Here is a 14,839-nt window from a genome sequence, read left to right on the forward strand (position 1 = left end):
CCGGCGACCTCAGCAACACGACAAGAAAGGGCTGGATGAACATGGGCTTGATGAGCGGCAAGCGTGGCCTCGTAATGGGGGTCGCAAACGACCATTCGATCGCCTGGGGAATTGCCAGAGAGGTTGCCAATGCGGGCGCCGAACTTGCCTTTACCTATCAAGGCGAGGCCTTCGGGAAGCGCGTGAAGCCGCTCGCCCAGTCACTGGGAAGTGATATTCTGTTGCCGTGCGACGTGGACGACAGCGACGGCGTTGCCAACACCTTCGCCGAGCTTCGCAAGCACTGGGACAGCCTGGACTTCGTGCTGCATGCTGTCGCCTATTCCGACAAGGACGAGCTGAAGGGACGCTATCTGGACACAAGCCGGGACAATTTTGCCAAGACCATGGCGATTTCCTGCTATTCCTTCACCGAGGTCGCGCGTGAAGCCCAGTCCATGATGACCGATGGCGGCGCTCTGCTCACCCTGACCTACCTGGGCGCCACAAGGGTCACGCCGAACTACAACGTGATGGGTGTGGCCAAGGCCGCCCTCGAAGCCAGCGTTCGCTATCTGGCAACCGACCTGGGTCCCAGGAATATCCGCGTGAATGCCATCTCGGCCGGACCAATGCGCACTCTGGCGGGCTCGGCCATCGCCAATGCGCGCTTCACCTATGGCTGGAGCCGGGACCAGGCCCCCCTGAACCGTTCCGTGGAACTCGACGAGGTCGGCGGGGCTGGTGTCTACCTCATGTCTGATCTGGCCGAAGGCGTCACCGGTGAAATCCACTATGTGGACTGTGGCTATAACCTGATCGGCATCCCAAGTCCGCAGCGGATGACCCAGAGCGAAGTCGACAAGGCCCGCACGAACGACTGATCATCACCATCAGTCTTTGCGCAAACCCTGCTCCGCGTACAAGTCTGGTTGACTACGGGTGAGGGTGAGCAGCTGCCAGCATTGATCCCAGGCAAGGCGAGACGGGCCTCGTCCACAAGACCTTTTTGGCCACAGAGTCTTCCGGATCAATAGCTGCCCCGGATCATCCGGGCCAGGCGCGGATCTTTCAGGATGAAATCGTGGACCAGCGCCATCACGATATGGCCTGCCAGGGCACCAACAGGGCCATGACCCAGTGCAGAGTCCGGCTTATCAGGCCATAGCCCTGTCTGTGATCCATCCATACCATGTTCAGTGGAAGAGTCCGGGGGTTATTCCAGCAAGCGGTTCCACCAGCCACGCTTTCGTGGCCGCTTCTGCTGCTGAGGCTGCGCGCTGTCGTCTCCAGCTACCGTCTCTCCGGTCTCTGGCTCGTCCTTCGAAGTGTCCTGGCCATGGCCATTCTCACGCGTGGCGCTTTCGGTCTGAACTGGCTCGCTGGACTGCTCGGTAACCGGCTGTGTCTGGCCATTGCCCGATGCAGCCACGTCAGCACCCGCGCCCGATTCGTCCGCCGCGTTTGTTTCAGCGGCGCTCTCGTCCTGCGCCTTCTTTGCGGTGGACTTGCGCGTCGAGGTCCTGCGCCGGCTGGAAGCTTTCTTCACCGGTTTTTCGTCAGGTTCGCTATCCTGCGCAACAGCATCCGCATCCCCTGCTGAAGCAGCCTCGGCTGTGGCAGTGTCCTCAGCGCTCTCGGTAGGCTCGCTTTTCTTGCGCGTGCGTCGGGTGCGCTTTTTCGGAGCGTCTTCAGTTGCCTCGCCTTCGGCCGGAGTCTCCTCGGTGGGCTCAGCTGCTTTCCGGCGGCGGCTCCGACGCGGTTTGGCGGGTGCCGCCTCTTCCTGCTGGGCTTCTCCTTCCGCAGAACCAGCCGCCTCTTCGCCAACGTCAGCAGAGGCGCTGTCTCCAGCACCGGCTTCAACCGCCGCAGCTTCGGCATCCGGCTTCCGACTGCGCCGCGTGCGGCGCCTGGGCTTCGGCTTCTCTTCCGCGTTTTCCACGGCCTGTTCGGCGCTTTCCTGACCGCTGCTGTCCTGAGGGTCAGCACTTACTTCAGCGGACTGCTCATCCGAGGGCTGCTGCGGTGCAGCTTCACCGTCACCTTCGTCCCTGTCCGTAGAAGATTCACCCTCGCTATCCCGGGATTCCGCCTGCTGGCTGTCTTCTCCATCCCGACGGCCACGACGACGGCGGCCGCCGCGACGACCACGGCGACGGCGGCGGCTCTTCTGCTCTTCAGTTTCCTCGTCCTCACCGCCACGCGCCTCTGTAGAGCCGGCTTCTGTAGAGGAGGTGTCCTCCTCGTCCCCGTCTTCGGAGTCGGCTGCGCTCTGGCTTTCCGTACTTTCCGTACTTTCCTTGTCGTCGCCTTGACCTCGGCGACGGCGGCCACCCCGACGGCCTCGGCGGCGGCGGTTGCCCTCTTCGTCGCTCTGCTGACGGCGGTCCTCGTCCTCGGAGGCAGACGCAGTCTCTTCGCTATCGGCTTCGGACTGGTCCTCGGCCTGGGTGGCCTCGCCGGGAGCCTTCGACGAGTCATAACTCAGGCGCTGCAGGGAAAAGTCCTGGGGGCCAAGTTCGCTGTCCGTCTGTACGACCACCTGCAGGTCGAAACGTTCCTCGACACGCCGCAGGTCTTCGCGCTTGTCATTGAACAGCGTCATCATGACCTCGACCGGCAGCCGCACTTCGACCTTGCCGCCGCCACGCCGCACGGCCTCGTCGGTCACGGCCCGCAGGAGGGTAGAGCTCACCGCATCGGGCGAACGCAGGTGACCCGTTCCACGACAGACCGGGCAGGCAATGTTCACCGTTTCGAACAGGCTGGGGCGCAGACGCTGGCGCGACAGCTCCAGAAGACCGAACGGACTGATCCGTCCCAACTGGATACGCGCGCGGTCATTGCGCATGGCTTCCTTCAGGCGCCGCTCGACCTCACGATTGTGCTTGGAATCCTCCATATCGATGAAGTCGATCACCACCAAGCCTGCCAGATCGCGCAGGCGCAACTGACGGGCCACTTCGTCGGCGGCCTCCACATTGGTCTTGAGCGCCGTTTCCTCGATATGCCGCTCCCGTGTGGAACGGCCGGAGTTCACGTCGATCGAGACCAGCGCTTCGGTGGGATTGATGACGATGGACCCGCCGGACTTGAGCTGGACCGTATGGCTGTACATGGCCTCCAGCTGTTCTTCCACCTGATGGCGATGGAACAGCGGCGCGGACGGATCGTTGTAGTGCGTAACCCTGCGGGCGTGGCTGGGCATCAGCATCTTCATGAAGGCCTTAGCGGACTTGTAGCCCTCCTCGCCCTCCACGAGGATATTCTCCATGTCGCGGGTATAGACATCGCGGATGGCCCGCTTGATCAGGTTGGCTTCCTCGTGGATCAGGCAGGGCGCCGTCGAGGACAGCGTCGTGTTGCGGATATCGTCCCACAGCCGCAGCAGGTATTCGTAGTCCCGGCGGATTTCAGTCTTGTTGCGTTGACTGCCGGCCGTGCGCACGATAACGGCCATCCCGTCCGGGATATCCAGCTCGGAGACCACGGATTTCAGGCGCTTGCGATCTGCGGCATTACTGATCTTGCGGCTGATCCCTCCGCCCTTCGCGGTGTTGGGCATCAGCACGCAGTAGCGTCCGGCCAGGGAGAGGTAGGTCGTCAGCGCGGCACCCTTGTTGCCGCGCTCTTCCTTTGTGACCTGGACCAGCATCACCTGGCGGCGCTTGATCACCTCCTGGATCTTGTAGCGGCGCAGCAGCTGGATGCGCCGGCGTTCGACCTCATCGTCCTCGTCACCGCCGACCGTATCGACGGAATTCTCGGTGGCGATCTCCTCGACGGAGCTGTCACCCCCCGGCTCGTCATCCTCCTCGTCACGGCCATTGGACGGGGTGGACTGACGGGTTCCTCCGTCGTCGTGATCCTCGCCATTCCCCTCGCTCTGGGACTCCTGGGCGCGCTGCTCCGCTTCCTCGGCAAGGAGCTTTTCGCGATCGGCGATGGGGATGCGGTAATAGTCGGGGTGGATTTCGCTGAAGGGCAGAAAGCCGTGGCGATTGCCCCCATACTCGACAAAGGCCGCCTGAAGCGAAGGTTCGACCCGTGTTACCTTGGCAAGATAGATATTGCCCTTGAGTTGGTGCTTGGTGGCTGTTTCGTAGTCAAATTCTTCAACCCGATTGCCATTGACCACCACCACCCGGGTTTCTCCCTGGCGGGTGGCATCGATTAGCATGCGTTGTGCCATAAAAGCGTGACTCCAGTTCGCGCCCGGCGGCGGCCTTGCCCCTCAGGGGTGGCGCTGCCGGCAACGCAGAAATAAGTTGGGTGTAAGACTTCATTTCGAACGGCTCCAGAAATGGTACTGCGGTTCCCACCAGGTGAGACTGTCTCTCCTGCCGGTCATGCTTTGCGCTGTTTCTTGACTGCGAGTCTGCATGTAACCGACTTCCCGGTTGAAAGGGCGGCAACCCATCAGTGGGTTGCAAGCCGTCCTGGACGAATCCTGCTAAACCTGCCGCGATGAACGACGATCCTTGGCGGCGCCTTATCGAAATGCCGCGCCTGCTTTCGGGCCGCTTCACGGAAGATGTTCGAAGAAGCACTGCTTGCATCAAACATTCAGGCAACTCCTACCCTATTAGGGCAAAAGCGCCACGGCAATGCTTTTGCGCAACAAAACTGTCGAAACTTTCTATTTTCATTGCACAGGGGCCACGAGGAAGCTATCCTTCATAAGCAAGGAGATTCAGGAAGATAGGCAATGATCTTAAACCGCATTTACATGGTGAGCGCGGTCAGGGCGACAATTCTCCTGTTTCTCGCTTTGCTTGCGAGCCTGATTCTGGCCGGAAGTGCTGCCGCCAAGCCCTTGGTGGAAGATGCGCGACTCGGTCTTCATCCGGACAAGACGCGTTTCGTTCTGGAACTCAGCGAACGTCCCCAGTACCGGATCTTTACGCTCGTCTCCCCCTACAGGCTGGTCATTGACCTGCCTGAGCTGGACTGGCCCGACCGCCAGGAAACGACCCCCCAGGCGAAAGGCCTGGTCTCGGCCCTTCGGTATGGACTCTTCACCCCGGGCACGAGCCGTGTGGTTCTGGACCTGTCCCGGCCTGCGGAAGTTTCGGAGATCCTGACCCTGCCCCCGCGTGACGGGCGCCACCACCGCCTGGTCGTGGACATGGCAGAGATTGAACCGGCCGTCTTTCGCAAGCGCGTGCAGCGCAAGGTCCATCGCTCCGATGATGCACTCAGGCAGGCATCGCTTGCCATGCCATCGCCCCCACGAAAGCCGGCGCAGGACCAGCGGCCGACCATCGTCGTGGATGCTGGCCATGGAGGTGTTGATCCGGGGGCCATAGGCGTTTCCGGCACGCGCGAAAAGGATCTGGTCCTGACCTACGCCCGTGCCCTGCAGGACAGACTGAAAGCGTCCGGAGCGTACAACGTGGTCATGACCCGCGACGATGACCGCTTCATCCCCCTGCGCGGCCGTGTGGACATTGCAGAGAAGCACAACGGCGATCTCTTCATCTCGCTGCACGCCAACACCAATCCCTCCAGCCGGGTCAAGGGCGCATCGGTCTATACGCTGTCTGAAAACGCCTCGGACGCCGAGGCAGCCGCACTGGCCGCCAAGGAGAACCGCTCCGACGTCATTGCAGGCGTCGACCTCTCGAGCGAGAACCCCGACGTCTCGCAGATCTTGATCAGCCTTGCGCGACGCGACGCCATGAACAGCTCGAAAAGTTTCGCCAATGTAACCGTGGAGGAACTGGGCAAGCGCGTTGACCTGTTGCGTAACACCCATCGCTTCGCGGGCTTTGCCGTGCTCAAGTCCGCTTCGGTTCCCTCGGTGTTGTTCGAGATCGGGTACATGTCACACCCGGCCGAGGAGCAGCAACTGCAGTCCGCCGCGCACAGGAAGAAGTTGATCGAAGGCCTGGTCCAGGCCATAGAACGGCACTTTGATGTCCAGCAGGCCTATAACCGCAACTGAATCGCCCTTCTATCCGCGGATCACTTCGTCCGCAGGGCAGATACACGCGGGCTGGTTCAAGCCTGTGCAGATTGTGTGAATTGAAGAACCTGTCACGGACTCACCTCATGATTCGATGCAACACTGTCGCGAATATGCCATAATCTTGAACGTGAATAGGGATCATTCGGATGTGAAATGCCTCCGTCTCCTCTCGAACGGTCCTTTCCTGCAAGTGAACTGAACGGTTGGTATGTTCATAAGACTCCTTTCCATACTTTTTGGCGCGCTCGTGCTTGGCCTTGTCGTAGCCGCCGGCGCCGGACTTTATCTGTTTCACCATTTCGGCAAGGACCTGCCGGATTACGAGCAGTTGGCCGATTATCAGCCGCCGACCGTCACCCGGGTACATGCCGGGGATGGACGCCTGTTGAGCGAACTTGCCATCGAAAACCGTGTCTTTGTCCCCATGGAGGCGATGCCAGACATGGTGAAGCAGGCCTTTATCGCCGCCGAGGACCAGAACTTCTACAGCCATCCAGGCGTTGACGTGCTCTCCATCGTGCGCGCTGCCGTAACCAACCTGCGCAACCTGGGCACCAACCAGCGGCCCGTGGGCGCCTCGACCATCACCCAGCAGGTGGCCAAGAACTTCCTGCTGAGCAACGAGGTCAGCCTGGAACGCAAGATTCGCGAAGCCATCCTGTCGATCCGCATGGAGCGTGCGCTTTCCAAGGACCGTATCCTCGAGCTCTATCTGAACGAGATCTACCTGGGCATGGGCTCCTACGGCGTGGCATCGGCGGCGATCAATTACTTCAACAAGTCCATGGACGAACTCACCCTGGACGAAATGGCCTATCTGGCCGCCCTGCCCAAGGCGCCCAGCAATTATCACCCCATTCGTGAGAAGGAAACCGCCATAGCGCGCCGGAACTGGGTGATCGGGCGCATGCTGGAAGATGGATTCGTCACCGAGGAACAGGCCGAAGCCGCACGCGCCGCCGACCTGGAAATCCAAAGCCGCGGTGAAACCGAAGTCACCCGCGCTGATTTCTTCTCCGAGGAAGTGCGTCGCAAACTGGTCAAGCGCTTCGGGGACGATCAGGTCTATAACGGTGGCTTGTCCGTTCAAACATCCCTGGATCCGGATCTTCAGGAAATCGCGCGAAAGACCTTGCGTGACGGCTTGATATCCTATGATCGCCGGCACGGCTGGCGCGGTGCTCTGGGGCAGATCGAATTCGGCGAGCAGGGTTGGGCCAAGAGCCTGAACGAGTTGCCGATTCCGCCATCCGCTGCCCCCTGGCAGATGGCCGCCGTCCTGGAACTGGATGAGGCCGAGGCGCGCATCGGCCTGACGGACGGCAGTCACGGTCGAATCCCCATGTCCGAACTGACCTGGGCGCGGCCCGCGCTGGACAACCAGGCTGTCGGCGCCCAGCCGTCAACACCGTCCGATGTCCTTGAAGTTGGCGATGTGATCCTGGTTGAGGCCCTTAAATCCGGGGACACGGAGGAAGAGGACAGCGCCGAAGCGGAAGGTTCGAACGACGCCGAAACGCAAGAAGAAACCTCGGTGCAAGACTATGGCTTGCGCCAGGTTCCCGCCGTTAATGGAGGGCTGGTGGCGTTGAACCCGCACACCGGCAGGGTGCTTGCCATGCAGGGCGGCTTCTCCTATTCACAAAGTGAGTTCAATCGCGCAACCCAAGCCATGCGGCAACCTGGCTCCTCCTTCAAGCCCTTCGTCTATTTGACCGCGCTGAACAACGGCTTCACCCCTTCGACCATTATCCTGGACGCCCCCTTCGTGGCAGACCAGGGGCCAGGTCTCGAAAAGTGGCGTCCCAGCAACTACACGAACCGCTTCTATGGACCGACGCCCATGCGCATCGGCATCGAGAAGTCGCGCAACCTGATGACCGTACGGCTGGCCCAGACGGTCGGTATCGAGAAGGTGGCCAATACGGCGGAGCGTTTCGGCGTCTTTGAGACTGAGGTCATGCCGACCCTCTCACTCGCGCTCGGTGCAGGCGAGACGACTGTCCTGCGCCTGACGGCCGCTTATGCCAAGCTGGTCAATGGAGGCAAGGAGATCACGCCCACTTTCATCGACCGCGTCCAGGGACGCCTGGGCGAGACACTGTTCCGGAACGACGATCGGAACTGTGAAGACTGCCGGAACGTCGAATGGAACGGCCAGGCCCCGCCGCGTCTGCCTGATGACCGCGAGCAGCTCGTCAGTCCGGGCAGTGCCTATCAGGTTGTGTCCATGCTGGAAGGCGTGGTCCAGCGCGGCACGGCAACGACCGTGTCCCAGGTGGGCAAGCCGCTTGCCGGCAAGACGGGCACGACGAACGATTACAAGGATGCCTGGTTCGTCGGCTTCTCGCCTGACCTTGCCGTTGGTGTCTACGTCGGTTTCGACCAGCCGCGCAATCTGGGCAGTGGGGAAGCCGGCGGACGAGTCGCGGCCCCGATCTTTCGGGATTTCATGATGGCTGCGCTGGAAGACGCGCCAGCAATACCCTTCCGCACGCCCGAGGATATCCGGCTTGTCCGTGTCATCCACGAAACCGGAAAAGCGGCGCGCGGCCAGGGTGGCCAGGTGATCTGGGAGGCTTTCCAGGAAGGAACCGGCCCCGAAGACCGGCGACGCATCACCTCCGACGGCAGCGTCATGGCTGAGGAACCCGTCAGCGGATCATCAGAGGACGACAGCGACTCGTCTTCTTCCTCCTCAGGAAGCACCGGTGGGCTGTACTAGCCCCCGGCAGGTCGGTTATAAGGCAGGCCGATTCAAGCGAGTCACACGCAACAGATTTTTGGGAGTACCCGCAAATGCGCGCTGAAACGCAAGCGGTGGTCGACGAGATTCGTCAGTCGTTGACCCTGCTGAGGAGGCATCTTTGACTGGGACAATGCACTTAAACGCCTGGAAGAACTGAACGCTCTGGCCGAGGACCCCCAGCTCTGGGACAATCCGGACAATGCCCAGAAGTTGATGCGCGAGCGCAGCAACCTCGAGGACAAGATCACGGCCTATCGCAAACTCGAGCAAAGACTCGAGGATGCTTTGACCCTGTACGGGCTGGGCGAGTCCGAGGAGGACGAGGACAGCCTGCAGGAAGCCCATGAGCAGTTGGTCCAGATCAAGGCAGAGGTGGCTAAGAAGGAGGTCGAAAGCCTTCTGTCCGGCGAGGCCGATGCCAACGACTGTTATCTGGAGGTAAACGCAGGCGCCGGCGGAACCGAAGCGCAGGACTGGGCGCAGATCCTGGTGCGCATGTACACGCGCTGGGCCGAAGCCAAGGGCTACAAGGTCGAGTGGGTCGAGGAAAGCGAAGGCGAGGAAGCGGGCCTGAAATCCGCGACCATGATCATTCGCGGCCACAATGCCTTTGGCTGGCTGAAGACCGAGACGGGCGTGCACCGCCTGGTGCGCATCTCGCCCTTCGACAGCCAGGCGCGCAGGCATACCTCCTTCGCCTCTGTCTGGGTCTATCCCGTGATCGATGACAGCATCGAGATCGAGGTTCTCGACAAGGACCTTCGCGTGGACACCTACCGCGCCTCGGGTGCAGGAGGGCAGCACGTCAACAAGACGGATTCCGCCGTTCGCATGACGCATATCCCCACGGGTATCGTTGTGCAGTGCCAGAACGATCGCTCGCAGCACAAGAACAGGGCCACGGCCATGAGCATGCTGCGTGCCCGTCTGTACGAGCACGAGCTGCGCAAGCGCGAGGAAGCCGCCGAAGCGGAGACTGCCGCGAAGACCGAGATTGGCTGGGGACATCAGATCCGGTCTTACGTCCTGCAGCCCTACCAGATGATCAAGGATCTGCGCACCGGCGTCGAGAAGGGCAATGCCCAGGGCGTACTGGACGGCGACCTGGATGACTTCCTGGAAGCTTCCCTGGCTTACCGCCTGGACCGTGGGTCCCAGCGCGGTGACCAAGAGTCGGCCTGAGGAACCTTCACTTCATGTCATCAGAAGACAAAGCCGCCGGCCCTCTGTCCGGTGAAAGCCGGAGCGAGCGTCGGCGGCGACGCGAACAGAGGCGCGGGGCTGTGCTGGACACCTCCGTCCCCTCACCTTGCGTTGCGATCTGCCAGATGGACAGTTCAAACGCGCAATGCATCGGCTGTCATCGAATGATCGACGAAATTCGCGACTGGCCAATTCTTACGGCAGACGAAAAACGCGCCGTTCTCGCAGCCATTGAAGAACGCAAGAACGGCGCTTAAGGTTTTCCGAGGGAGTCGGAATAAAGGGGCGGTTCAGGCCGCCTCTTTTTTCTTCCGCTGATTCGGATCATAGGCCAGGTTCGGTGCCAGCCAGCGCTCGGCATCCTCAAGGGACATGCCCTTGCGCTTGGCATAGTCCCTGACCTGATCCTCCTCGATCTTGGACACTCCGAAATAGGCCACGTCCGGGTGAGCGAAGTAATAGCCGCTGACCGACGAAGCCGGCCACATGGCACAGCCTTCCGTCAGCTCGATCCCGGTACGCTCGGTGGCCTCCAACAACTTGAAGAGTTCCGGCTTTTCCGTGTGGTCCGGACAGGCCGGATAGCCAGGTGCCGGACGGATTCCGCGATACTTCTCGGCAATGAAATCCTCGTTGCTGAGGTTCTCATCGGGCGCATAGCCCCAGAATTCCTTGCGCACGCGCGCATGCATGCGCTCGGCGAAAGCTTCCGCGAGACGATCGCCCAATGCCTGCACCAGGATGGCATTGTAGTCGTCGTTGTTGTTCTTGAGCTCCGTGGAGATTTTCTCCACCTCGGTACCCGTCGTGACAGCGAAGGCACCGATATAGTCCTCGACCCCGGTCTCCTTGGGCGCAATGTAGTCGGCCAACGCCAGGTGCGGACGATTCTTGCCGCTACGATCCATCTGCTGGCGCAGGGTATGGATATGGCTCAGCACCTCCTCGCGGTTCTCCTCGGTGTAGAGCTCGATATCGTCACCCACCGAGTTGGCCGCCCAGAAACCGATGACGGCACGCGGACGGAACCACTTCTCCTCGATGATCCGCTTCAGCATTTCCTGAGCGTCCTTGAAGAGACTGCGGGCGGTTTCACCCACCTTTTCGTCCTCGAGGATGGCCGGATAGCGCCCGGAAAGCTCCCAGGTGGCGAAGAAGGGCGTCCAGTCGATGTACTGGCTCAGTTCCTCCAGGTCATAGTTGTCGAAGGTCATCAGGCCAAGCTGGCCCGGACGCGGCGGCGTATAGTTCTGCCAGTCGAGTTGCAGCTTGTTGGCGCGTGCATCCTCGATGGCCACCTGCTTGCGGCCGGCCCCCTTCTTCTCGTGCTTCTCGGCGACCTCCTGATACTCCTCCTGGATCTGGGCGACATAGTCGTCCTTCTGCGTCTTGGACATCAGCTTGCTGGCCACGCCGACAGCGCGGGAGGCATCGAGCACATGAACCACGGGCCCACTGTAATGAGGGTCGATCTTCACCGCAGTATGCACCCGGCTGGTGGTCGCCCCACCGATCAGCAACGGCACCTCGAATCCCTGGCGCTCCATCTCCGCGGAGATATAGCTCATTTCCTCCAGGCTCGGCGTGATCAGGCCGGACAGCCCGATAATGTCGACATTCTCCTGCTTGGCGGTCTCGAGGATCTTCGCGCTGGGCACCATGACGCCCAGGTCAAGCACCTCGTAGTTGTTGCACTGCAAGACCACGCCCACGATGTTCTTGCCGATATCGTGCACGTCGCCCTTCACGGTGGCCATCAGGATCTTGCCCTTGGCCTCCTGCTTGCCCTGCTTTTCCGCCTCGATGTAGGGCAACAGGTAGGCCACGGCCTTCTTCATGACACGGGCGCTCTTGACCACCTGCGGCAGGAACATCTTGCCTTCGCCGAACAGGTCGCCGACGACGTTCATGCCGTCCATCAGCGGCCCTTCAATGACCTCGAGTGGCTTGTCGAACTGCTGGCGGGCCTCTTCGGTATCTTCCTCGACCCAGTCGGCGATGCCATGCACTAGCGCGTGGGTCAGGCGATCGCCAACGGAGCCTTCACGCCAGGAAAGGTCGGCTTCCTTCTTCTGGCTGCCGCCTTTCTTGAACTTGTCGCTGATCTCCAGCAGTCGCTCGGTCGCATCCTCGCGACGATTCAGGATCACGTCCTCGACAGCTTCGCGCAGTTCCTCGGGAATGTCCTCGTAAACCGTGATCTGGGACGGGTTCACGATGCCCATGTCCATGCCGGCCCGGATGGCGTGATACAGGAAAGCCGAGTGCATGGCCTCACGTACGGCATCATTGCCACGGAACGAGAAGGAGACGTTGGAGACACCGCCCGAAATGTGCGCATGCGGCAGGTTCTCGCGAATGCGGCGCGTGGCATTGATGAAGTCGACCGCGTAGTTGTCGTGCTCCTCGATCCCGGTACCGATCGCGAAGATATTGGGGTCGAAGATGATGTCCTCGGGCGGATAGCCGATCTTCTCGGTCAGGATCTTGTAGGAACGCTCGCAGATCTCGAACTTGCGGTCCTCGGTATCTGCCTGCCCCTTGCTGTCGAAAGCCATGACCACCACGGCGGCACCGTAGCGCTTCAGCTTCCGGGCCTGCTCGAGGAACTGTTCCTCACCTTCCTTGAGACTGATGGAATTCACCACCGGCTTGCCCTGGACGCATTTCAGGCCAGCCTCGATAACCGACCACTTGGAGGAGTCGATCATGATCGGGATACGGCTGATGTCGGGCTCGGAGGCGATCAGGTTGAGGAACTTCACCATGCAGGCCTCGGCATCCAGCATGGCATCGTCCATGTTGATGTCGAGTATCTGGGCACCGTTCTCGACCTGGTCGCGCGCGACCTCCAGGGCCGTGTCGAAATCGCCTTCGGAAATCAGGCGCTTGAATTTGGCGGAACCGGCGACGTTGGTGCGCTCGCCGATATTTACGAAACGGGCTGTTTCAGTCATGGGTCACAGCCTCCTTATCTTGGAAGGGTAAAGGGTTCGAGGCCGGAAAGCCGCAGCAGCGGATCGAATTCCGGAATCTCGCGGGGCTTCTTGCCCTCGACGGCCTTGGCAATGGCCTCGATGTGTTCATACCGGGTGCCGCAGCAGCCACCGACAATGTTCAGCAGGCCGTTGTCGGCCCAGGACGAGATATGCTCAGCCATCTCTTCCGGCGTCATCTCGTACTCACCGAACTGGTTCGGCAGGCCGGCATTGGGGTGCGAACTGACCCGCGTATCGGCCACACGCGCCAACTCGGCGATATGCGCGCGCAGCTCACCCGGTCCAAGCGCGCAATTCAGGCCGATACTGAAGGGACGGACATGGCGCACCGAGTGCCAGAAGGCCTCCGGCGTCTGGCCGGACAGCGTACGTCCCGACATGTCCGTGATGGTGCCAGAGATCATGATCGGCACATCTTCGCCCATGTCCTCCAGCAATTCGTCGACGGCATAGAGTGCGGCGCGTGCGTTCAGGGTATCGAAGATCGTCTCGACAAGGATCAGATCGACGCCATTCTCGACCAGCGCCTTGGTGGCCTCGTAGTAGGCCTCGCGCAGCTCGTCGTAGGTGACGTTGCGCGCACCCGGATCATTGACGTCCGGCGAAATCGAGGCCGTGCGCGAGGTCGGCCCAAGGACACCGGTCACGAAGCGGGGCTTCTCAGGTGTCTTCTTGGTCATCTCGTCGGCCGCCTCGCGTGCCAGGCGCGCACTTTCCGCGTTCAACTCATAGGCCAGGTCGGACAGGTCGTACTCGATCTGGCTGATGGCGTTCGCGTTGAAGGTATTGGTCTCGATGATATCCGCACCAGCCTCCAGATACCCCAGGTAGATCTCCTTGATCAGGTCGGGGCGGGTCAGGCTCAGGATATCGTTGTTGCCCTTCAGATCCTTGGAATGGTTCGTGAAGCGGGACCCGATAAAGTCGGCATCCTCCAGCTTCTGGTCCTGGATTGTGGTGCCCATGGCTCCATCCAGAACAAGGATCCGTTCACGTGAAATCTGCTTCAGGGAGGCCACCCGGGCCTCACGTCCGGTAGTCATCTATACTCAGCTCCTTTCGGGAGTCACTCAGTCAATGCAATTCGGCCAGGATGGGATCCGGCCGTATCAGGCTTGACGGGGGTTCGCTTTCCTCAATGGCACCCAGACGGGCGCGCAGGTCAGCATTCAAGGGGCGTAGGTTGTCTTCCGCTTCCAGGCGCAGCAGGCGGTCCAACTCTTCCGTATCCTCGGGAGTATCTCCGCCGCCCAGCAGATTGATGCCTTCTTCCCGTATGGCTCGCTGCAGCCAGCGTCCCCGGGAAGGCGCGCCTGGACGATAGACAATAACGCCATCAGCCTGCGCGCGAGCGTGATCGGAAAAGCCTGTCCCGTCAACGCCGCCCTGCAGGAATATGGGGACCCTGGCGCCCACGGCCTGCCGCGCCCTGGCCGCACCATTCAGGAAAATTGGCCCGCGCCCGATGCCCGGCGTGATATCCAGGGCGATGCCATCGACACCCCCGGACAACAGGCCTTCGACCTGAAGGGCTACGGCCTGCTCGATCTCCTTCGGTGTCGTGTCCCAGCCCTGGTCGCGAACCAGCCCAAGAACAAAACGACGGCGACCACGGCCAGGCACGGCGTCAACGGACTCGCAAGCCAGCTGGGCTGCCGCATGGTTCAGGTAGAAGGCATGATCGGCCAAGCCGGCCGCCTCCAGCGAAAGCGGCGAAGCCGCCAGTGTATGGGTACGCAGCACATCCGCCCCGGCACGCAGGAAAGCCTCGTGCAGGTCACGCACCAGACCGGCGCGTGTCAGGTTCAGGATCTCAAGGCAGCTCTCCGCCCCCCAGAGGTCCCGCTCCACATCCAGGTCCTGCTGACGCAGTCGGCGGCTCAAGGAGCCATCGGTCAGCAGCACCCGTCTGTCCAGGACGTCATGCAGGCAGCGCAT

Annotated in this window: 10 protein-coding genes; 5 read left to right on the plus strand and 5 right to left on the minus strand. The window is 61.3% G+C overall.

What is annotated here, in order from left to right:
- Positions 1-35 precede the first annotated feature (35 nt).
- Positions 36-863 (plus strand): enoyl-ACP reductase FabI, encoded by an 828-nt coding sequence (gene fabI, locus BP38_RS0114750; protein WP_322098967.1) that lies wholly within the window; start codon positions 36-38, stop codon positions 861-863.
- 146 nt (positions 864-1,009) lie between these two features.
- On the opposite strand, the gene BP38_RS22690 is transcribed toward fabI, so the two are convergent.
- Positions 1,010-1,168 carry a hypothetical protein gene (locus BP38_RS22690; RefSeq protein ID WP_155992459.1) on the minus strand — a complete coding sequence of 53 codons (159 nt, stop codon included), beginning with the start codon at positions 1,166-1,168 and terminating at the stop codon, positions 1,010-1,012.
- A gap of 27 nt (positions 1,169-1,195) precedes the next feature.
- Complete coding sequence (locus BP38_RS0114760) at positions 1,196-4,171, minus strand: Rne/Rng family ribonuclease (RefSeq protein ID WP_026988371.1); 2,976 nt, start codon at positions 4,169-4,171, stop codon at positions 1,196-1,198.
- A 516-nt stretch (positions 4,172-4,687) separates the two neighbouring features.
- On the opposite strand from BP38_RS0114760, the gene BP38_RS0114765 reads away from it, so the two are divergent.
- The 4 genes from BP38_RS0114765 (at position 4,688) to BP38_RS22345 (ending at position 10,159) form a co-directional block, all read left to right on the plus strand.
- The gene (locus BP38_RS0114765; RefSeq protein WP_026988372.1) at positions 4,688-5,926 is read left to right on the plus strand and encodes an N-acetylmuramoyl-L-alanine amidase; all 1,239 of its coding nucleotides are present in this window, start codon (positions 4,688-4,690) and stop codon (positions 5,924-5,926) included.
- A 232-nt stretch (positions 5,927-6,158) separates the two neighbouring features.
- The gene (locus tag BP38_RS20885; protein ID WP_035725461.1) at positions 6,159-8,675 is read left to right on the plus strand and encodes a penicillin-binding protein 1A; all 2,517 of its coding nucleotides are present in this window, start codon (positions 6,159-6,161) and stop codon (positions 8,673-8,675) included.
- A 74-nt stretch (positions 8,676-8,749) separates the two neighbouring features.
- Positions 8,750-9,881, plus strand: a protein-coding gene (gene prfB / locus BP38_RS0114775) for a peptide chain release factor 2 (RefSeq protein ID WP_155992460.1) whose coding sequence is annotated in 2 segments (ribosomal slippage) — positions 8,750-8,818 and positions 8,820-9,881 — 1,131 coding nt in all. Because the reading frame shifts where the segments join, the coding sequence is not laid out codon by codon here.
- Between the two features lie 14 nt (positions 9,882-9,895).
- A complete protein-coding gene (locus BP38_RS22345; protein ID WP_081816708.1) occupies positions 9,896-10,159 on the plus strand; it encodes a DUF1289 domain-containing protein in 264 nt (87 codons plus the stop codon).
- 33 nt (positions 10,160-10,192) lie between these two features.
- On the opposite strand, the gene metH is transcribed toward BP38_RS22345, so the two are convergent.
- Genes metH through BP38_RS0114795 form a run of 3 tightly spaced genes read right to left on the minus strand, consistent with a single transcriptional unit; the run spans position 10,193 to position 14,839 of the window.
- Positions 10,193-12,859: a methionine synthase gene (metH, locus tag BP38_RS0114785; RefSeq protein WP_026988374.1), complete on the minus strand. Its 2,667-nt coding sequence runs from the start codon at positions 12,857-12,859 to the stop codon at positions 10,193-10,195.
- A 14-nt stretch (positions 12,860-12,873) separates the two neighbouring features.
- Positions 12,874-13,944, minus strand: coding sequence for a homocysteine S-methyltransferase family protein (locus BP38_RS23270; protein WP_026988375.1), 1,071 nt, complete (start codon positions 13,942-13,944; stop codon positions 12,874-12,876).
- 31 nt (positions 13,945-13,975) lie between these two features.
- Positions 13,976-14,839 (minus strand): homocysteine S-methyltransferase family protein, encoded by an 864-nt coding sequence (locus BP38_RS0114795; protein ID WP_026988376.1) that lies wholly within the window; start codon positions 14,837-14,839, stop codon positions 13,976-13,978.

It is taken from the genome of Fodinicurvata fenggangensis DSM 21160 (genome assembly GCF_000686045.1).
Classification (GTDB): Bacteria; Pseudomonadota; Alphaproteobacteria; order Kiloniellales; family DSM-21159; genus Fodinicurvata; species Fodinicurvata fenggangensis.